The following is an 18,246-nucleotide window of genomic DNA, read 5'->3' as shown; positions in this document are numbered from 1 at the left end:
TATCGCCGCGCACAATTGCCCTAACGGCGCTCTCCTATGCCTGAACAGCCTGACTACCGCGACACGGTCTTCCTTCCCAAGACCGACTTCCCCATGAAAGCCGGCCTTCCGCAGAAGGAGCCGGGCATTCTGGCGCGCTGGCAGGCTGAGGATGTCTATGGCCAGCTGCGCGAGGCTCGGCGGGGTGCTGAGAAGTTCATCTTCCACGACGGCCCGCCCTACGCCAATGGCGAGATCCATATCGGCCATGCGCTCAACAAGGTGCTGAAGGACATGGTCGTGCGCAGCCAGAGCCTGCTGGGCAAGGATGCGCCCTATGTGCCCGGCTGGGACTGCCACGGCCTGCCGATCGAGTGGAAGGTCGAGGAGCAGTACCGCAAGCAGAAGAAGAACAAGGACGAGGTTCCGGCCAAGGAGTTCCGCGCCGAATGCCGCGCCTACGCCCAGCATTGGGTCGATGTGCAGCGCGAACAGTTCAAGCGGCTCGGCATCCAGGGCGACTGGGACAATCCCTACCTTACGATGGATTTCGACGCCGAGGCGACCATTGTTGCCGAGCTGATGAAGTTTGCCGAAGCGGGCAATCTCTATCGCGGGGCCAAGCCGGTGATGTGGAGCCCGGTCGAAAAGACCGCGCTGGCCGAGGCCGAGGTCGAATATGAGGACATCGTCTCAACCCAGATCGATGTGGCGTTCGAGATTGTGGAGTCGCCTGTCGAGGAACTGGTCGGCGCCTATGCGGTGATCTGGACGACGACGCCGTGGACGATCCCGGTGAACCAGGCTTTGGCCTATGGGCCGGAGGTTGAGTATGTTCTGACCACCATCGATCTTGATTTGCTTTCGAGGATGCCGGAACCAACAGACGAAGTTTCCAGAAAGTTTGTCGACGGAATCAAGGAAGCTGTTGCGAAGCAGAAGCCGCGACGCATTCTTCTCGCTGCAAATCTGCTCGAGTCCGTGAAAGTCAGGATCGACGCGCAGTTCAGGAAGTTGGCGGAAGAGCGCAAAGCTCCGCCGGGAACTTCGGTGAAGAGTCTCACTGTACTCAAAACAATCAAAGGCTCCGACCTCGCCGGAACAGTCGCCCGCCACCCGATGCACCATCTCGGCGGGTTCTACGCCGCGCCGCGTCCGCTGCTGCCGGGCGATTTCGTCACCACCGACAGCGGCACCGGCCTCGTCCATATGTCACCCGACCATGGCGAGGACGATTTCGACCTGTGCAAGGCCCACGGCATCAATCCGGTGTTCGCGGTCGATGACGGCGGGGTCTATCGCGACGACTGGCTGTGGCTGGGCGCGAGTGATGTCGATGCCGAAGGCAAGCCGCGCCGCCGCGCAGTCATCAACGCCAATTTCAACGCGCCCGACGGGCCGATCTGTTCGGACCTGCGCGCCGCCGGCGCGCTGCTGAGCGCGAGCGCCGATTACCAGCACAGCTATCCGCATTCGTGGCGGTCGAAGGCCAAGGTCATCTATCGCTGCACCCCGCAGTGGTTCGTGCCGATGGACAAGCCGCTGGACGTCGGCGATTTCGAGGTTGCGCCCGCCAGCCCGCTCGGCGGCGCGGTCGCGCCCTTCGTCAGCCGCGATCATTCGACCCTGCGCGAACGCGCGCTTTCGGAAATCGACCGGGTCAGGTTCTTCCCCGAGAAGGGTCGCAACCGCATCCGCTCGATGGTCGAAGGCCGCCCCGACTGGGTGCTGAGCCGCCAGCGCGCCTGGGGCGTGCCGATCACCCTGTTCGTGCGCCCCGACGGCACTTACCTGCAGGACCCGGCGGTCAACGCCCGCGTGGTCATTGCCGTGCGCGAGCAGGGCGTCGATGCCTGGGAGGAAAGCCGCAAGGCAGAATTCCTCGGCCCCGATTACAACCCCGACGAATTCGAGATGGTGATGGACATCCTCGATGTGTGGTTCGATTCGGGCTGCACCCATGTCTTCACGCTCGAGAGCGATCGCTGGCCCGACCAGCGCTGGCCCGCCGATCTCTATCTCGAAGGCAGCGACCAGCATCGCGGCTGGTTCCAGTCCTCGCTGCTCGAAAGCTGCGGCACCCGTGGCCGCGCGCCCTACGACGCGATCCTGACCCACGGCTTCACCATGGATGCCAAGGGCAAGAAGATGTCGAAGAGCCTCGGCAACACCGTCGATCCATTGAAGGTGATGGAGGAATACGGGGCCGACATCATCCGGCTGTGGGCGCTGAGTGTCGATTTCACCGAGGACCACCGCATCGGCGACGAGATCCTCAAGGGCGTGGCCGACCAGTACCGCCGCCTGCGCAACACTTTCCGATACCTGCTCGGCGCGCTCGACGGCTTTGTCGGCGACATGGGCAATGCGGGCGCGATTCCGGAGCTGGAGCGCTATGTGCTGGCGCTGCTGGCCGATCTCGACGGCAAGCTTCGCCATGCGGTCGAGACCTACGACTTCAACAGCTACACCCGCCTGCTGGTCGATTTCTGCAACGAGGACCTCAGCGCGTTCTACTTCGATATCCGCAAGGACAGCCTCTATTGCGACGGGCCGGACAGCGACAAGCGCAACGCCTATCGCACCGTGCTCGACATCCTGTTCCACGCCCTGGTGCGCTACGCCTCGCCCGTGCTGGTGTTCACGGCAGAGGAAGTGTGGCAGTCGCGCTACCCCGACGGCGGCAGCGTCCACCTGCTCGAATGGCCATGCGTGCCCGGTGTCGAGGCCGATGGCGAACGCTGGGCCGCGATCCGCACCCTGCGCGAGCGGGTCAACGAAGCGATCGAGCCGCTGCGGCGCGACAAGGTCATCCGCTCGAGCAACGAGGCCGACGTGGTTGTTCCTGCCAGCGCCGTGCCCGAGGGCTTCAGCGATGCGGACCTCGCCGAACTGTTCATCACCGCGTCAGTGACGCGCGGCGATAGCGACACCGTGGCCGTCTCGCGTTCAACCAATCACAAATGCGGCCGGTGCTGGCGTCTCCTGCCGGAAGTGATAGAGGACGGCGCGCTGTGCGGGCGCTGTGACGAGGTAGTGGGCTGATGGGCACGATCGGAAAACGCCGCCTGTGGGGCATAGTCCTGGCGTTGTTCGTCTGCGCGGCGGACCAGTACATCAAATGGGTGGTGCGCGTTCAGCTTGACCTGCGCAACCGGCCGGAGGGGCTCTACGAACTGCTCCCCTTCTTCGACCTGCGCTGGACCCGCAACTTCGGCATCTCGCTCGGCATGTTCGAGGCGACCAGCATGGAGATGCGCTGGGGCCTCGTCGCCGCGACGGCACTGATTGCGCTCGTCGTTCTGGTCTGGCTGCTGCGCGAAACGGCCAAGGGGGATATCTTCGGCCTTTCGCTGATCCTCGGCGGGGCGATGGGCAACATCTACGACCGTTATCGCTGGGGCTATGTAATCGATTATGCCGACCTGCATTTCGGGGAATTCCGTCCCTTCCTGATCTTCAATATCGCCGATGCCGCGATTACCATCGGGGTGCTGATTATCCTTGCCCGATCGTTCCTGGTGCCCGAAAAGAAGGCCAAGCCAGCCGATCAAGACACGCCGGACCAGCTTCCGGCAGAGAGTTGAAAGCGATGAAAAAGACCTCCAGCCTCCTCCTGCTCGTCACGGGCAGCGCCATGCTCGCCGCCTGCGGTTCGGGCGGCGGCATCCTCGGCCGCGAACGTCCCGACGAATTCGCCGTGCAGCGGCAGGCGCCGCTGGTCGTCCCGCCCGACTTCAGCCTCGAACCGCCGAGCCCGGGCGCCCCGCGCCCGACCGAAGGTTCTGCAGCCGAACAGGCGCTCGATGTACTGTTCGGCGGCCCGGCCCCGCGCAGCGCGGTCGAAAGCACTGCCATCAGCCGGGCGGGCAGCGCGGCTCCCGGCATCCGTTCCGGCGTCGGCGACCCCCAGACCAATACGGTCGCCAAGGGCCGCGTCACCCGCGACATCATCGCCGCCCCGGAAGGCGACGGGCAGGCAGCGCAGAGCGTTATTCCGGGTTGAAGCCTGTGATTGCGCACCCGCCTCCGCGGGTGCGTCCTCGGGGCTGTTCCTTCGCTTCGCTACGGGCCCCTGCGGGCGGGCAGTCGCCCTTGCCGGGCCTCCACCGGCCCGGTGATGACACCTCCAGCAGAGTCCAGCTCTGCTCTCCAAACGCGAGCCGTAAGGCGAGGGCAAGGCCGACCGGCCGCACGCAGCGATTGGGCCGCCAGGCCCCTTGAGCGAGGATATCGCGCGCCAGATGGCGTGCGGAAAACAAACTCACCCCTCTTCGCTGACCAGCAGTTTGTCGATCTTGCGCCCGTCCATGTCGACGATCTCGAAGCGCCAGCCCTGGTCGGTGAAGTGCTCCCCTTCCTCTGGCAGCTTCTTGAGCACTGCCAGGACATAGCCGGCCACGGTCGCGAACTCGCGGTCCTCGCCATAATCGAGTCCCAGCCGGTCTGCGAGGGCATCGGCCGGCAGCGCGCCCGATACCAGCAGCGAGCCGTCTTCGCGTTCGACGATATCGGGAATCTCGCCCTGGTCCTGGTCGCTGGCGAACTGGCCGACGATGGCTGTCAGCAGGTCGATGGGTGTAACAATCCCGTCGAGATGGCCGTATTCGTCATGCACCATCGCCATGGCGATCTCGGCCTGCTGCAATACCCGCAGCGCGTCCATCGCGTCGAGCTGGTCGGGTATCACTTCGGCCTTCTTCATCAGCGCGACGAGATCGACCGGCTGCCCGGCAACCTGGGCAGCGAGGATCTCGCGAACCTTGACCACACCCAGCATCCGGTCGGGCGAACCGTCGGCCACCGGCAACAGCGAGTGCGGACTTTCCGCTATCGTGCTGGCAATCTCTTCCTCGCTGGCGCCCGCATCGATCCAGTCGATATCCGTACGCGGGGTCATGACTTCGCGCACGGGACGTTCCGCCAGCCGGACAACGCCGGTCAGGATCGCGCTTTGCTCTTCCTCCAGCACGCCCGAATGGGTCGCATCGGCGAACATCATGTGAAGCTCTTCGGCGGTGACGGATGCCTGGCCCGCCGGACGCACGCCGAACAGTCGGACGATGGTCCCCGACGAAGTGTCCAGCAACCACACGATGGGCGCGGCAATTCGCGAGAGGAGCTGGAGCGGACGTGCCATGACCAGCGCAATCGGCATCGCCGCGCGCAGGGCGAGCTGTTTGGGCACGAGCTCGCCGATGACGAGGTTCAGATAGGTCACGACCGCAATGACGAGGCCGAAACCCAGTTGCGCCGCATCGTCGGCTTCCATTCCCAGCGATGCCTCGAGCCGCTCGCCGACCGGTCCGCCGAGGCTGGCGCCCGAATAGGCACCGGCGATGATGCCCACCAGCGTGATGCCGATCTGCACGGTTGACAAGAATTTACCCGGATTGGCAGCCAGGTCGAGCGCGACCCGGGCCGAGCCGCTGCCCTTTTCAGCCTTTGCTTTCAACCGGTTGTGCTTCGCCGAAACGATCGCGAGTTCCGACATCGCGAAAATCCCGTTGAGCAGGATCAGCGCGCCGATGATCAGCAAGTCAGGCCAGGGAAAGGGTGTCACGGCGAAGATGCGCTAGCACAAAACGAAAGGTGTGCCAGCCCGAACGCCATGCCCGGTGCCGGAATCTGCGTAACGCGCGGAACAAGGCCGGGGCATCGGCGGTTTAAGGCGAAGAGGGTGCCCTTGCGGGCACACGATCCCGCGCGGGGGGTGCCGCGAAACAGAAGAGGGACGAACAATGAAAACATCCAGAAAGATCCTCGCCTCGGTGGCGACCCTTGCGCTGCTGGGAACCTCGGCCTGCGTGACCGACCCCAATACCGGCGAAAAGACCTTCTCGCGCACCGTGGCCGGTGCGGCCATCGGCGGCACGCTCGGCTACCTGCTCGGCGGCGCCATCGGCGGCAACACGGCCCGCATCATCGGTGCCGGCATCGGCGGCAGCGCCGGCGCGGTGATCGGCAAGCAGTTCGACGACCAGATCAAGGAACTGGACGAGCAGACTGCCGGAAGCGGCGTGGACGTCGAGGAAATCGGCGACCAGGATGCGATCCTCGTTCGCCTGCCCGACGGCGTGACCTTTGCCAGCGGGTCGGCCAGCATCAATGCGGGCTTCTACTCGACGCTCGATTCGGTGGCTGCCAGCCTGGTGAAATATCCCAACAGCCTGATCGACGTGTACGGCTTCACCGACACCACCGGTTCGACCGATCTCAACCAGCGCCTCTCGGAGCAGCGTGCGCAGGCTGTGAACGACTACCTCGCCGCTCGCGGCGTCGCCCGCTCGCGCCTTGCCACGCAGGGTTTCGGCGAACGCTACGAGTATCTCCGCGTCAAGACCGCCGATGGCGTGGCCGAGCCGCTCAACCGCCGCGTGGAAATCAAGATCGTGCCGATCAGCGAGGCGGATGTCCGCGCCGCCCGCGGCAACTGACCGGGACAACCGTTCCGGTATTTTCGCGGAAGGGCTGGCAGCGATGCCGGCCCTTCTTGCTTTCAGGTCACCTCCGGCCGCGATCCTGCCGCAATCGCGCTGGCCCGGGCCGAGAGATGCTCGACCGCCTCGGCATGGATGGCCGGTGCGCTGACGAGGAGGCCGAACGCGCGGGGATCGCGCTTGTTGTATGCCAGGGGCTGGCCGAACGCATCGGTGGTCGCGGCACCCGCCTCGCGGGCAATGAGAGCCGCCGCGCCAATATCCCATTCATAGCCCCAGCGCAGGGTGGCCACCAGATCGGCTTCGTCCGCCGCGACCATGGCGATCCGCAAGGCGATGCTGTTCGGCTTGTCGACCGGCTGGAGCATGCGATCGTCGCGCATCAGCGAATCGGTCGGCACCCTCGCTCCGATAAAGCTTGTGCGCCGTGAAGCGGTCAGGGCGCGGCAGTTGCGGGTCGCTCCCTGGCCGGCGACTGCGATCCATTCCTCGTCGCGCGCCGGGGCGCTGAGCATGCCGATGAGCGGCCGCCCTTCGCTGATCAGCGCGACCGAAACGCACCAGCCGCTGCGGCCCTTGATGAAATCGCGCGTGCCGTCGATCGGATCGACGAGCCAGATCAGCCGGTTATCGAGGCGATGGGGTGCGTCGGCGGTCTCTTCCGACAGCCATCCGGCTGCCGGCAGCAGCGACCCGAGTTCATGTTTCAGGAAATGGTCCACCGCCATGTCGGCGGCGCTGACGGGGTTGCCCGGGGTCTTGTCCCAGCTCTGGAGCACATGCCCGGCCCCGGGCCACGCGGCGAGCGCAATCGCGCCGGCCTGGCGCACAATGGACTGGAGACGGGTGTGGTCGATCATGGGACGTCGCACGAACCGCCATGCGGCCCCGATGGGCACTTTTCAAGCGCCCCGATCCATGCTTAGGCGCGCAGCGATCACTTACCCGCAGCTACGACGCACAGGACGCGCTCTCCATGAACATTCACGAATACCAGGCCAAGGAACTGTTGGCGAAGTTCGGCCTGCCGGTTCCCGGCGGCATCCCTGCCCTCTCGGTCGAGGACGCGGTTGCCGCTGCCAAGGATCTTCCGGGTCCGCTGTGGGTCGTCAAGGCCCAGATCCACGCCGGCGGGCGCGGCAAGGGCAAGTTCACGGAGCTCGGCCCCGATGCAAAGGGCGGCGTCCGGCTGGCAAGGTCAGTCGAGGAAGTCGAAGCCAATGCGCGCGAAATGCTCGGCAACACGCTGGTGACGGTCCAGACGGGCGATGCCGGCAAGCAGGTCAACCGCCTCTACATCACCGACGGTGTCGACATCGGCAAGGAATATTACCTCTCGATGGTGGTCGATCGGGCAACCGGCCGTGTCGCCATGATTGCCTCGACCGAAGGCGGCATGAGCATCGAGGATGTCGCGCACGAGACGCCCGAGAAGATCACCACCATCGTGATCGACCCGGCCCAGGGCTTCATGCCCCACCACGGCCGCGCACTCGCCTTCGGCCTCAAGCTGACGGGCGACCTCAACAAGCAGGCGCAGAAACTCGGCAAGCAGCTCTACGATGCGTTCATGGCGCTCGACTGTTCGATGATCGAGATCAACCCGCTGGCCGAATCGGACGGCAAGCTGATGGTGCTCGATGCCAAGATGAGCTTCGATTCGAATGCCATGTATCGCCATCCCGACGTCGAAGCGCTGCGCGACGAGACCGAGGAAGACCCGGCCGAGGTCGAGGCGAGCGAATACGACCTCGCCTACATCAAGCTCGACGGCAACATCGGCTGCATGGTCAATGGCGCAGGGCTAGCGATGGCGACGATGGACATCATCAAGCTGAACGGCGCCTTCCCGGCCAACTTTCTCGACGTGGGCGGCGGTGCCACCACGGAAAAGGTGACCGCGGCGTTCAAGATCATCCTCAAGGACCCGGCGGTCGAGGGTATCCTCGTCAATATCTTTGGCGGGATCATGAAGTGCGACGTCATCGCCAATGGGATCGTCCAGGCGGCGAAGGACGTGAACCTGTCGGTCCCGCTGGTGGTCCGCCTCGAAGGCACCAATGTCAACGAAGGCAAGGCGATCCTCGACAATTCGGGGCTGGCCATCGTCAGTGCGGACGACCTGGGTGACGCAGCCCGCAAGATCGTGGCAGAGGTCAAGAAGGCAGCCTGACGCCGGGCCAGCGCGGTCATTCGGTTCCGAGCGCGTCGGCAGTCCTGTCGCCGGCGTCCTCGGCCGCCTGTCCGATATCCTCGCCCGCGTCCTCGGCCGCCTGCCCGATTTCTTCGCCGACCTCGCCCGCTACTTCGCCGAGTTCTTCGCTCGCTGCGCTCACGGCCTCACCGGCCTCCATTGCACCCTGCTGCGCATCGTCGACCATTTGCTGGTCGACCATGCCGTCGACCTGCGCCGTGTCGCTGAGCCCGCCGTCCCACAAGTCCAACCCCATTCCCAACGCACCGACGCTGACCGCGAGCGCCGCGATCATCGCCACGCCGTCGCGCACCAGCACCGCCAATCCGAAGGCCGCGATGGTGATCATCGGCACGCTGCTGGCGAAGGGGAGGACTTCGAGCAGGGGCACCGTCAGGCAGAGGATGATGACCATGCCCGCCGCGATCTGCGCGAAGGGTGCACGCGTCATGAATTTCAGCCGGCGAGTGAAGACCCGGTCCATCCGGTCGGCGAGCGGTCGCAGCTTGACCGATGCCTTGCCGAGCTTGTCCGCTGACACCGTCCGGTTGCCGAGAACACCCGGAAGCCATGGTCGCGGCCGTCCGATCATCTTCTGCGCCGCGACGACCATGATGGTGACCGCGAGGAAGGTCGGCACGCCGGGAATGGCGCCGACCGGGGTCAGTTCGAGCAGGGCGGGCATCATGATCATCGGGCCGTAGCTGCGCGTACCGAAGGCATCCATTATGCTGCCGACCGACACCCGCTCGCTCTGGGCAGCGAGTTCGTCGAGACAATCCAGCGTATCGGCGACACAAAGCGGCGTGGCGGCCATCGTAATGCTCCCCGCCGCCACAACGGCCGGGCGCTGCATTGGTTTCGCGTCAGTCCGAAAGTGCAGGCTGCCTGGTGAAGCGGAACAGGAGCTCGGTCGGCGTCGGCCCTTCGCTTTTCATACGCACCGCCACCACCATCCCGCCCTCGCCGTCGCAGCGATAGGTGAGCGCGTTGAAATAGAGCGCACAAGGTTCCGCCGCGAGCAGGCGGAAGGTTACCATGCCTTCCTTATCCTCCCATCCGGTCAGGTCGGCGTTGAAATGCTTGAGCTTCACCACGAGGCTGCCGTCCTGTTCCATCAGGTACATGTGTTCGGTGAACATGATCCCACCATCTTCGGTTTCCTGCACGAAGGTGCCGACCATGGTGGTCGCCGACGGGACAAGCCAGCTTTCGTGGGCTTCGGCCCCCTCGATGCCCTCGCCGCTCCATTGCCCGATCAGCCAGGCGGCATCGGCAATCGTGGCAGGGGGAGAGGCAAAATCGGCTTCGCCGACGCGGGTTTCCTGTGCCGCAAGCGGCGCGGCCGTTAGCGTTGCCAGCAGCGCCAGAAACGTTTTGCAATTCATGCAATCCCCCCATCGATCCGATGCGACTGCCACCTTGTAGCACACTCTGGCCCAAAGCCAGTCTTGACCTATGTGCGGCACAGGTGAAGGGAAGTCGCCAAGGCAAGGATCGACCTTCGCCCGCCTCACTTGACGTTTACGTAAACGCAAGCTAGGCGGACGGCCAAGATTGGCTTTTGCGATTCTTGCCAAGGACTTTTGGAAGAGGAAGGAACTCCCATGAAAATCCTCGTGCCCGTCAAGCGGGTCATCGACTACAACGTCAAACCGCGCGTCAAGGCGGACGGCACGGGCGTGGACCTGGCCAACGTCAAGATGAGCATGAACCCGTTCGACGAGATCGCCGTCGAGGAAGCCATCCGGCTGAAGGAAAAAGGCGCCGCGACCGAGATCGTCGCCGTCAGCGTCGGCCCGGCCAAGGCGCAGGAAACGCTCCGCACCGCGCTCGCCATGGGCGCCGACCGCGCGATCCTGGTGCAGGTCGATGACGACGTCGATGTCGAGCCGCTGGCCGTCGCCAAGATCCTCAAGGCAATTGCCGACGCCGAACAGCCCGGCATCGTCATGCTGGGCAAGCAGTCGATTTCCGACGACAGCAACCAGACCGGCCAGATGCTCGCCGCGCTGATGAACCGGCCGCAGGGCACCTTCGCCAACACCGTCGAGGTCGATGGCGACAGCGTGGTCGTGAAGCGCGAGATCGACGGCGGGCTGCAGACCGTCAAGCTGTCGCTGCCGGCGATCGTCACCACCGACCTGCGCCTCAACGAGCCGCGCTACGCCTCGCTGCCCAACATCATGAAGGCGAAGTCGAAGCCGCTCGACACCAAGACCCCGGGCGATTTCGGCGTGGACATCACTCCGCGCCTCACCACCACCCATGTCGCCGAACCGCCCGTCCGCCAGGCCGGTGAAAAGGTGGCCGACGTCGATGCGCTCGTCGCCAAGATCAAGGCCCTCGGGATCGCCTAAGAGCCCGCGAAATAGGGCCGCGCATCGCGTAAGCGGCCCTGACAGGAAAGGATTCACAGATGAAAACTCTCGTTTGGGTCGAACACGACAACGCCTCGGTCAAGGACGCCACGCTGTCGGCCGTCACCGCTGCGGCGAAGCTGGGCGAAGTCCACCTGCTTGTCGCAGGCTCGGGCTGTGCAGCCGTTGCTGACACCGCCGCCAAGATTGCGGGCGTGGGCAAGGTCCACCTGGCCGATGACGCCGCCTATGAGCATGCGCTGGCAGAAAACGTCGCGCCACTGGTGGCCTCGCTGATGGACAGCCATGACGCCTTCGTCGCGCCCGCCACCACCACCGGCAAGAACATCGCCCCGCGCGTCGCCGCGCTGCTCGACGTGATGCAGATTTCGGACATCCTCTCGGTCGAAGGCGACAAGACCTTCACCCGTCCGATCTATGCCGGCAACGCCATCGCCACCGTTACCAGCTCGGATGCCAAGCTCGTCATCACCGTTCGCGGCACGGCGTTCGACAAGGCCGCCACCGAAGGCGGCAGCGGCACGGTCGAGGCCGTCAGCGGCCCCGGCGATGCCGGCCTGTCGAGCTTCGTCAGCAGCGAAATCGCCAAGAGCGAGCGCCCCGAACTGACCAGCGCCAAGGTGATCGTCTCGGGTGGCCGCGCATTGAAGGACAGCGCGACGTTCGAGGAAGTGATCATCCCGCTGGCCGACAAGCTCGGCGCGGGCGTCGGCGCCAGCCGCGCTGCCGTCGATGCGGGCTACGTCCCCAACGATTACCAGGTCGGCCAGACCGGCAAGATCGTGGCACCGGAAGTCTACATCGCCGTCGGTATCTCGGGCGCGATCCAGCACCTGGCCGGCATGAAGGATTCGAAAGTCATCATCGCCATCAACAAGGACGAGGATGCCCCGATTTTCCAGGTCGCGGACATCGGCCTGGTCGGCGACCTGTTCAAGATCGTGCCGGAATTGACCAGCAAGCTTTGATTTTCAGAGTTGTTCTTGCGTAGTGGCTGCTTTAGCTTCGCAAGAATGATGAGAATCTCCAGTAACGCTAAAGGGGTCGCTGCACTGGCGGCCCCTTTTCTTTTGATGTCGCAGGCCGCTTCTGCATCGCAGGCCGGCGCCGACAGTTTCGAAGGCACGCTTTTGAAAGCGAGTTCTGGCTGGGGACTCGATTACAGTGAAGATTCCTGCCGCGTCGGAAGGTTTTTCGGGGAAGGCGATAACCGGACGTTGCTGCAAATGACGCAGTTCGAACCCGACCATACCTTCATGCTCGCTGTCGCTGGTGGCGGATTGGGGCGGCGGATCGAAGCCGACAAGGCGCGCATCCAGTTCGGACCTGTCCATCCTGCCAAGCCGGACACGATACCGACCGCCGGTGATATCGGGGATTTCAAGCCCGGCTTGATCTTCCCTTTCACCGCTGTCCGCGACACCGAGAGTATCGAGCCATCGCGCAAAGCTTCAGAACAAGCCAGGATCGCGACTTTCGTACCGAGCGATCCCATAACGCTCGAAGACGAAGCAAAGGTCGAATGGATACAGATCGCGGTTGCAGGCAAGCCGCGGGTTCGACTGGCGACCGGGCCGATGGGGGAACTCTTCACCGCGCTCAAAACCTGCTCGGAGGAATTGCTGCTGCATTGGGGGCTTGATGTCGAGCGGCACCGTGCGATGTCGCGCAAACCAGTACCGCTGCAATCCCCGGGCAAGTGGATTACCGCCAGAGACTATCCTCGCGCTGCCCTGTCCAAAGGCGAGCAGGCTCTGGTCTATTTCCGCCTGATGATCGGTGCCGACGGATCGCCGGAAAGCTGCCACATCCAGCAATCCGGCTATTCCGAGGCTTTCGACAAGGCCGTGTGCGGCAACCTCATGAAAAACGCCCGGTTCGAGCCAGCGCTAGATGCCGCGGGCAAACCGATGAAGTCCTACTTCCGCACCTCGGTACGCTTCGCCATTCCCTGATCGCGTTGCGGACGGCGCAGCAGCTTCGCGACGCTGCCATCCGGCATTACGCCATCGCGCAACGGCGCGAACCCCAGCTTGCCCGCCAGCTTGAGCGAGGGCGCGTTGTCGGGATCGATCATGCACACCACCTCGCCGCCGATCCTCGCATCGAACCATTCCAGCACTGCGCGCATCACCTCGCCGGCATAGCCTTTCCCCACCGCCTCCTCGCGCAGGATCCAGCCGGCTTCGGGCCGGTCGTCGAAATCCTCGCCGAGGCCGCGGATCGAGTGGAAGATGCCGCAATTGCCGAGCGGTGTGCCGTCGCCGCCCCGCTCGCGCACAACGAAGATGCCATAGCCGTACAGCGTCCAGCTCCCGGCGTTGCGGGCGAAGCGCATGAAATGATCGTGCAGCGTCGGGGCGCCGCCGAGATAGCGCTGCGTGTCGGGCTGGCTGATAATTTCGAACAGCGGATAGAGATCGTCCCTTACCGGCAGCCACAGCTCCAGCCGCTCGGTCAGCAGGAACGGCCCGCTCATCCGGTCGCCTGCACGACGGCGTGGATGACGAGGCCGACCAGCCCGCCGACCAGCGTGCCGTTGATGCGGATGAACTGCAGGTCGCGCCCCACCGCGCCTTCGATCCGGCTGGTGACGGTGGTCGCATCCCAGCGTTTTACCGTTTCCGACACCAGGCGCACGATCTCGTCGCCATAGCGGGTCGCGATCCCCACCACGGTGCGGCGGGCGAAGCGGTTGATCTGGTGTTGCAGGCGCGGGTCGGCTTGCAAGGCTGCACCGAGCTCGCCGAGCATCTTTCGCATTTCGCCGCCGAGGGCGTTGTCGGGCTCACGCGCACGGCGGATCAGCGACAGGCGGATGCGTTCCCATACCCCCATCCACCATTCGGCGACGGCCGGATTGGCGAGCAGGTCGCGCTTGATGGTTTCCACTTTCTCGCGTGTGTCGGGATCGGTCTGCAGATCCCTCGCGAGCTTTTCCAGCCCTTCCTCGATCTTGCCCCGAAGCGGGTGCTCGGGATCCACCAAGACCTCGGCCAGGAGGCGATAGAGACCATCCAGCACCGAGGCCGAGATCCGCTCGTCGAGCCCGGTCCAGCGCAGCACCGAATTGGCCCGGTCATGGATGATCTGGCGAACGGTTTCCTCGTTATCCTCCAGCGTCAAGCCGGCCCAGCGGATGAACCCGTCCATCAGCGGCATGTGCCGCTTGTCGGCGATGGCGCCTTCGAGCATCCGCCCGGCGAGCGGCGAGACGTCGATCTTCGCCAGCTGGCCGGCCAGCCCGGTGCGGACCTGGTTGCCGAGCCGGTCCGGGTCGAGCGATTCGAGCACTTCGGCCAGCAGTTCCGCCGCCCCGCCGGTGATGCGGCTGCGCGCCTCCTCGCCCGGTGCGACCAAGTAATCGCCCACGCCCTTGGCGACGTTCATCCCCTGCATCCGCCGCGCGACCACGGCGGGGGTGAGGAAATTGGTGCGCAGGAACTGCGCCATGGTGTCGGCGATGCGATCCTTGTTTTCCGGGATGATCGCGGTATGCGGGATGGGGATGCCCAGCGGATGGCGGAACAGCGCGGTCACCGCGAACCAGTCCGCCAGGCCGCCGACCATGGCCGCCTCTGCAAAGGCATTTACATAGCCCCACGCGGGATGGAGATCGAGCAGGCGGTGGGTCAGCAGGAACACCGCCGCCATCGCCACCAGCATCAGCGTGGCGGTTATCCGCATGGAGCGGGCACGGTCCGCCAGCAGGTCGCTGCCGTCGGGTGGGAGAATCGAGCGGTGTGGCGTCGTCACTCGGCCGGGATAGCCTCAGGCGGCATGGGTCCGCCACGCTTTTCGCCGTGATGGTCGCCAACGTTCTCGTCTCCGGGCCGGTAGGTGAGGAACCGGTTGCGCAGCCACGGGCCCACGCGCTTCTCGAACCCGTCGGCAAGGCTGAAGCCCGCCGGCACGATCAGCAGCGTCAGCACGGTCGACATGATCAGGCCACCGATCACCATCGTACCCATCGGCGCGCGCCAGGCGCCGTCGCCCGAACCCAGCAGCCCGGAGAAAGCGATCGGGACCATGCCGGCGGTCATGGCGACAGTCGTCATGACGATCGGCTGGGCCCGCTTGTGCCCGGCATCGACGATGGCTTCGAACTTGCGGGTGCCCTTTGCCATTTCCTCGATCGCGAAGTCGATCAGAAGGATCGAGTTCTTCGAGACGATGCCGAGCAGGAGCAGGATGCCGATATAGACCGGCATCGATTGCGCCTGCCCGACCATCCAGACGAGGAAGATGCCGCCCAGCGGGGCAAGGGCCAGCGATGTCATGTTAACCAGCGGGCTCATCAGGCGCTTGTACAGCAGCACCAGCACCGCGAACACGAGCAGCACCCCGGCCACGACCGCGATCAGCAGGTTGCGGACCAGTTCCTGCTGCCATTCGTCCTGGCCCACGACATCGCGGACCACGCCCTGCGGCAGGTTCTTGAGGATCGGCAGTTCGTTGATCTGCGCGTCGGCCTCGCCCTTGATCACGCCCTGCGCCAGATCGGCACCCACCAGTACGCGGCGGTTCTGGTTGTAGCGCTGGATCGAGGTCGGACCGGATCCGAAGCTGACTTCGGCAACGCGCGACAATGGCACCGCGCCGCCGGTGCTGGTCGGCACCGGCAGGTTCTCGATGGTCGAAAGGTCCTGCCGCGACTGCTTGGGCAGCTTCACCCGGATCGGGATCTGCCGGTCGGACAGCGAAAACTTGGCAGCATTCTGCTCGATCTCGCCGAGCGTCGCGATGCGGATCGTCTGGCTGAGCGCGGCCGTGGTGACGCCGAGTTCGGCGGCGATATCGGGCCGGGGGGTGATGATCAGCTCGGGACGGTTGATATCGGCGCTGATGCGCGGCGCGACCAGCGTGTCGAGCCCCTTCATCTGTTCGACGAGCGTGGCCGCGGTCGCTTCCAGCCGCTGCGGATCGGAACCGGCGAGCATGATCGTCACGTCGCGGCCGCTGCCGAAACCGCCCGATTGCGACTGGAACCGCACCCGCGCATCGGCAATCTGCGCGAGCTGCGGCGCGAGATCGCGTTCGAACTCGATCGAGGTCCGCTCGCGGTCGGCGCCGAGCGAGATGAAGATCGTCGCATTGCCTTCGCGCACCCGCTTGAGGGCCCGTTCGACTTCCTGCTGGTCCTCGATGATTGAGGCCACCTGTTCAGCCACCCGCTCCGTCGTCTCCAGCGTGGTGCCGGGCACCATCTCGATTTCGATCCGGCTGTTGTCGTCGTCGATATTGGGCTGGAACTGGGCCGGGACGCTCATGAACAGCAATACGGTCAACAGCAGCGAGAAATAGCCGACCATCAGCATCCAGACGCGGTGGTCGTAGTAGCGCGCCTCGAGGTAACGCCAGGAATCATGCATGTGGCGGCCAAGTGCGCGGCTTGCCACGCCGAAGAGTTTGAGCAAGGCCCAGCCCGCGGCAAAACCGAGGCCAAGCACCAGCGCGAACTGCACGAACTGGACCAGGCGCCCGGCAATCCCGGCGATGCCCGATTGCGGGTCCGACGATACCAGGCCGGCCAGCTTTTCGGGGAGGCCCAAGCCGCCGAGAGCGCCGTTGGCGCCGAAAACCACCGCAGCAGGTACGGCGATCATGGCGAGGACGACGAGGATGAAGGAGAGCACGTAGAGCCAGCGCCGCCGCGGCGGCTCTACCCCGTCGCGGCGGGCGTGCAGCCGGCCGCGATCGAGCGACCAGCGCAGGACGCCCATGTAGCGGTCCATCATCGGGCCTTCGCCGTGCGATGCCTCGCCATGAGCCTTGAGGAAATAGGCAGCCAGCATCGGGGTGATCATGCGCGCGACGGCCAGCGACATCAGCACGGCGACCACCACGGTGATGCCGAAGTTCTTGAAGAATTCGCCCGAAATGCCCGGCATCAGCCCGACCGGCAGGAATACCGCAACGATGCAGAAACTCGTGGCGACCACCGGCAGGCCGATCTCGTCGGCCGCGTCGATACTGGCCTGGTAGGCGCTTTTGCCCATGCGCATGTGGCGCACGATGTTCTCGATCTCGACGATGGCATCGTCGACCAGCACCCCCGCGACGAGGCCCAGCGCCAGCAGGGACAGCTGGTTGAGGTTGAAGCCGAGCAGGTCCATGAACCAGAAGGTCGGGATGGCCGACAGCGGGATGGCGATGGCGGAGATTGCGGTGGCGCGCCAGTCCCGCAGGAACAGGAAGACGATCACGACCGCCAGCACGGCCCCTTCGACCATCGCCCACATCGAGCTCTTGTACTGCTCTTCGGTATATTTGACGGTGTTGAACAGGGGGATGAATTTCACCCCAGGGTTATCGGCTTCGATCTCGGCGATGACCTCTTTGGCGTCCTCGAACACCGTTACGTCCGAAGCGCCTTTGGCCCGGGTCATGGCGAAATTGACGACCTCCTTGTCGCCGACCTTGGAAATCGACGTCCGCTCGCTGTAACCGTCGCGCACGCGCGCGACATCGGCCAGCTTGATGGTCCGGCCGTTGCCCAGCTGGATCTGCCGCTGCGACAGGTCGTAGGCGCTTTCCGTGCTGCCCAGAACGCGGACCGACTGGCGGGTGCCGCCTACCTCGGTGGCGCCGCCGGCGGCGTCGATGTTGGTTTGCCGCAACACCCCGTTGATCTGGCTAGCGGTGACCCCGAAGGCCTGCATCTTGGGCAGGTCGAGCACGACCTCGATCTCGCGATCGACCCCGCCGAAGCGGTCCACCTCGGCCATGCCCTCGATGGCGAGCAGCCGCTTGGCGATCGAATCGTCGATGAACCAGCTCAGCTGCTCGATGGTCATGTCGTCGGCTTCGACCGCGAAGATGGCGAGGAAACCGCCGCCCGTGGCATCGACCTTGCCGACCTGCGGCTCGAGGATGCCGTCGGGCAGGCTGCCGCGGATCCGGTCGATCGAATTCTTCACCTCGGCAACCGCATCGTTGACGTCGGTGCCGATCTCGAATTCGATGAAGGTGTTGGAATTGCCTTCGCTCGCGGTCGAATTGAGCGAACTGACGCCGTTGATCGAACGCACGGCCGCTTCGACGCGCTGGGTGATCTGGTTTTCGATTTCGGTCGGCGCGGCACCGGGCTGCGAGATGTTGACCGTGACCGCAGGGAATTCGACGTCCGGGTTGTTGACGACGTCCATCCGCCAGAAGCTGAGGATCCCCGCCAGCAGCAGCGCGGTAAAGAAGACGAGCGGAATGACCGGGTTGCGGATCGACCAGGCGGAGATTTTGCTAAAGTCCATGC

15 protein-coding genes are annotated in these 18,246 nt (G+C 64.8%); 8 read left to right on the top strand and 7 right to left on the bottom strand.

The window, feature by feature from the left end; genetic code table 11:
* Positions 1-36 precede the first annotated feature (36 nt).
* Genes WAB17_RS06660 through WAB17_RS06650 form a run of 3 tightly spaced genes read left to right on the top strand, consistent with a single transcriptional unit; the run spans position 37 to position 3,985 of the window.
* On the top strand, positions 37-3,024 hold the full coding sequence (locus tag WAB17_RS06660; RefSeq protein ID WP_435419228.1) for an isoleucine--tRNA ligase: 2,988 nt from the start codon (positions 37-39) through the stop codon (positions 3,022-3,024).
* Complete coding sequence (gene lspA, locus WAB17_RS06655; RefSeq protein ID WP_435419227.1) at positions 3,024-3,566, top strand: signal peptidase II; 543 nt, start codon at positions 3,024-3,026, stop codon at positions 3,564-3,566. The genes WAB17_RS06660 and lspA overlap by 1 nt, the downstream gene beginning before the upstream one ends.
* Before the next feature lie 5 nt (positions 3,567-3,571).
* On the top strand, positions 3,572-3,985 hold the full coding sequence (locus WAB17_RS06650; protein ID WP_435419226.1) for a DUF3035 domain-containing protein: 414 nt from the start codon (positions 3,572-3,574) through the stop codon (positions 3,983-3,985).
* Between the two features lie 258 nt (positions 3,986-4,243).
* Here the strand turns inward: WAB17_RS06650 and WAB17_RS06645 are convergent, their stop codons facing one another.
* Positions 4,244-5,542: a hemolysin family protein gene (locus WAB17_RS06645; protein WP_435419225.1), complete on the bottom strand. Its 1,299-nt coding sequence runs from the start codon at positions 5,540-5,542 to the stop codon at positions 4,244-4,246.
* A 178-nt stretch (positions 5,543-5,720) separates the two neighbouring features.
* Between WAB17_RS06645 and WAB17_RS06640 the strand changes: the two genes are divergently transcribed.
* Positions 5,721-6,416 (top strand): OmpA family protein, encoded by a 696-nt coding sequence (locus WAB17_RS06640; RefSeq protein ID WP_435419224.1) that lies wholly within the window; start codon positions 5,721-5,723, stop codon positions 6,414-6,416.
* A gap of 62 nt (positions 6,417-6,478) precedes the next feature.
* On the opposite strand, the gene WAB17_RS06635 is transcribed toward WAB17_RS06640, so the two are convergent.
* A complete protein-coding gene (locus tag WAB17_RS06635) occupies positions 6,479-7,279 on the bottom strand; it encodes a 3'(2'),5'-bisphosphate nucleotidase CysQ (RefSeq protein ID WP_435419351.1) in 801 nt (266 codons plus the stop codon).
* 116 nt (positions 7,280-7,395) lie between these two features.
* Here WAB17_RS06635 and sucC point away from each other — a divergent pair, with 116 nt between their 5' ends.
* The gene (gene sucC, locus WAB17_RS06630; RefSeq protein WP_435419223.1) at positions 7,396-8,592 is read left to right on the top strand and encodes an ADP-forming succinate--CoA ligase subunit beta; all 1,197 of its coding nucleotides are present in this window, start codon (positions 7,396-7,398) and stop codon (positions 8,590-8,592) included.
* Positions 8,593-8,608: 16 nt separating this feature from the next.
* Here the strand turns inward: sucC and WAB17_RS06625 are convergent, their stop codons facing one another.
* Together WAB17_RS06625 and WAB17_RS06620 are read right to left on the bottom strand one after the other, a co-directional pair.
* Complete coding sequence (locus tag WAB17_RS06625; RefSeq protein ID WP_435419222.1) at positions 8,609-9,430, bottom strand: exopolysaccharide biosynthesis protein; 822 nt, start codon at positions 9,428-9,430, stop codon at positions 8,609-8,611.
* 49 nt (positions 9,431-9,479) lie between these two features.
* Positions 9,480-10,001, bottom strand: a complete 522-nt coding sequence (locus WAB17_RS06620) for a DUF6265 family protein (protein WP_435419221.1) — start codon at positions 9,999-10,001, stop codon at positions 9,480-9,482.
* Between the two features lie 219 nt (positions 10,002-10,220).
* On the opposite strand from WAB17_RS06620, the gene WAB17_RS06615 reads away from it, so the two are divergent.
* Genes WAB17_RS06615 through WAB17_RS06605 form a run of 3 tightly spaced genes read left to right on the top strand, consistent with a single transcriptional unit; the run spans position 10,221 to position 12,949 of the window.
* Positions 10,221-10,973 (top strand): electron transfer flavoprotein subunit beta/FixA family protein, encoded by a 753-nt coding sequence (locus tag WAB17_RS06615; protein ID WP_435419220.1) that lies wholly within the window; start codon positions 10,221-10,223, stop codon positions 10,971-10,973.
* Between the two features lie 59 nt (positions 10,974-11,032).
* Complete coding sequence (locus WAB17_RS06610) at positions 11,033-11,962, top strand: electron transfer flavoprotein subunit alpha/FixB family protein (protein ID WP_435419219.1); 930 nt, start codon at positions 11,033-11,035, stop codon at positions 11,960-11,962.
* Positions 11,963-12,007: 45 nt separating this feature from the next.
* Complete coding sequence (locus WAB17_RS06605; protein ID WP_435419218.1) at positions 12,008-12,949, top strand: energy transducer TonB; 942 nt, start codon at positions 12,008-12,010, stop codon at positions 12,947-12,949.
* Here WAB17_RS06605 and WAB17_RS06600 read toward each other — a convergent pair.
* From WAB17_RS06600 to WAB17_RS06590, 3 genes are all read right to left on the bottom strand, one after another.
* A complete protein-coding gene (locus WAB17_RS06600) occupies positions 12,913-13,473 on the bottom strand; it encodes a GNAT family N-acetyltransferase (protein WP_435419217.1) in 561 nt (186 codons plus the stop codon). The genes WAB17_RS06605 and WAB17_RS06600 overlap by 37 nt on opposite strands.
* Complete coding sequence (locus WAB17_RS06595) at positions 13,470-14,681, bottom strand: DUF445 domain-containing protein (protein WP_435419350.1); 1,212 nt, start codon at positions 14,679-14,681, stop codon at positions 13,470-13,472. The genes WAB17_RS06600 and WAB17_RS06595 overlap by 4 nt, the downstream gene beginning before the upstream one ends.
* A 65-nt stretch (positions 14,682-14,746) precedes the next feature.
* Positions 14,747-18,244, bottom strand: a complete 3,498-nt coding sequence (locus WAB17_RS06590; RefSeq protein WP_435419216.1) for an efflux RND transporter permease subunit — start codon at positions 18,242-18,244, stop codon at positions 14,747-14,749.
* Positions 18,245-18,246: the final 2 nt, after the last annotated feature.

The organism is Parerythrobacter aurantius (genome assembly GCF_045291475.1).
Classification (GTDB): domain Bacteria; phylum Pseudomonadota; class Alphaproteobacteria; order Sphingomonadales; family Sphingomonadaceae; genus Parerythrobacter; species Parerythrobacter aurantius.
The sequence above is the reverse complement of the archived record's forward strand: the minus strand, read 5'-3'. Positions and strand labels throughout refer to the sequence as shown.

What these genes read in the sequence shown, in the direction of transcription:
- WAB17_RS06660 (WP_435419228.1), top strand. Translation starts at nt 37, where the DNA reads ATGCCTGAACAGCCTGACTACCGCGACACGGTCTTCCTTCCCAAGACC.
- lspA (WP_435419227.1), top strand. Translation starts at nt 3,024, where the DNA reads ATGGGCACGATCGGAAAACGCCGCCTGTGGGGCATAGTCCTGGCGTTG.
- WAB17_RS06650 (WP_435419226.1), top strand. Translation starts at nt 3,572, where the DNA reads ATGAAAAAGACCTCCAGCCTCCTCCTGCTCGTCACGGGCAGCGCCATG.
- WAB17_RS06640 (WP_435419224.1), top strand. Translation starts at nt 5,721, where the DNA reads ATGAAAACATCCAGAAAGATCCTCGCCTCGGTGGCGACCCTTGCGCTG.
- WAB17_RS06635 (WP_435419351.1), bottom strand. Translation starts at nt 7,279, where the DNA reads ATGATCGACCACACCCGTCTCCAGTCCATTGTGCGCCAGGCCGGCGCG.
- sucC (WP_435419223.1), top strand. Translation starts at nt 7,396, where the DNA reads ATGAACATTCACGAATACCAGGCCAAGGAACTGTTGGCGAAGTTCGGC.
- WAB17_RS06625 (WP_435419222.1), bottom strand. Translation starts at nt 9,430, where the DNA reads ATGGCCGCCACGCCGCTTTGTGTCGCCGATACGCTGGATTGTCTCGAC.
- WAB17_RS06620 (WP_435419221.1), bottom strand. Translation starts at nt 10,001, where the DNA reads ATGAATTGCAAAACGTTTCTGGCGCTGCTGGCAACGCTAACGGCCGCG.
- WAB17_RS06615 (WP_435419220.1), top strand. Translation starts at nt 10,221, where the DNA reads ATGAAAATCCTCGTGCCCGTCAAGCGGGTCATCGACTACAACGTCAAA.
- WAB17_RS06610 (WP_435419219.1), top strand. Translation starts at nt 11,033, where the DNA reads ATGAAAACTCTCGTTTGGGTCGAACACGACAACGCCTCGGTCAAGGAC.
- WAB17_RS06605 (WP_435419218.1), top strand. Translation starts at nt 12,008, where the DNA reads ATGATGAGAATCTCCAGTAACGCTAAAGGGGTCGCTGCACTGGCGGCC.
- WAB17_RS06600 (WP_435419217.1), bottom strand. Translation starts at nt 13,473, where the DNA reads ATGAGCGGGCCGTTCCTGCTGACCGAGCGGCTGGAGCTGTGGCTGCCG.
- WAB17_RS06595 (WP_435419350.1), bottom strand. Translation starts at nt 14,681, where the DNA reads ATGCGGATAACCGCCACGCTGATGCTGGTGGCGATGGCGGCGGTGTTC.
- WAB17_RS06590 (WP_435419216.1), bottom strand. Translation starts at nt 18,244, where the DNA reads ATGGACTTTAGCAAAATCTCCGCCTGGTCGATCCGCAACCCGGTCATT.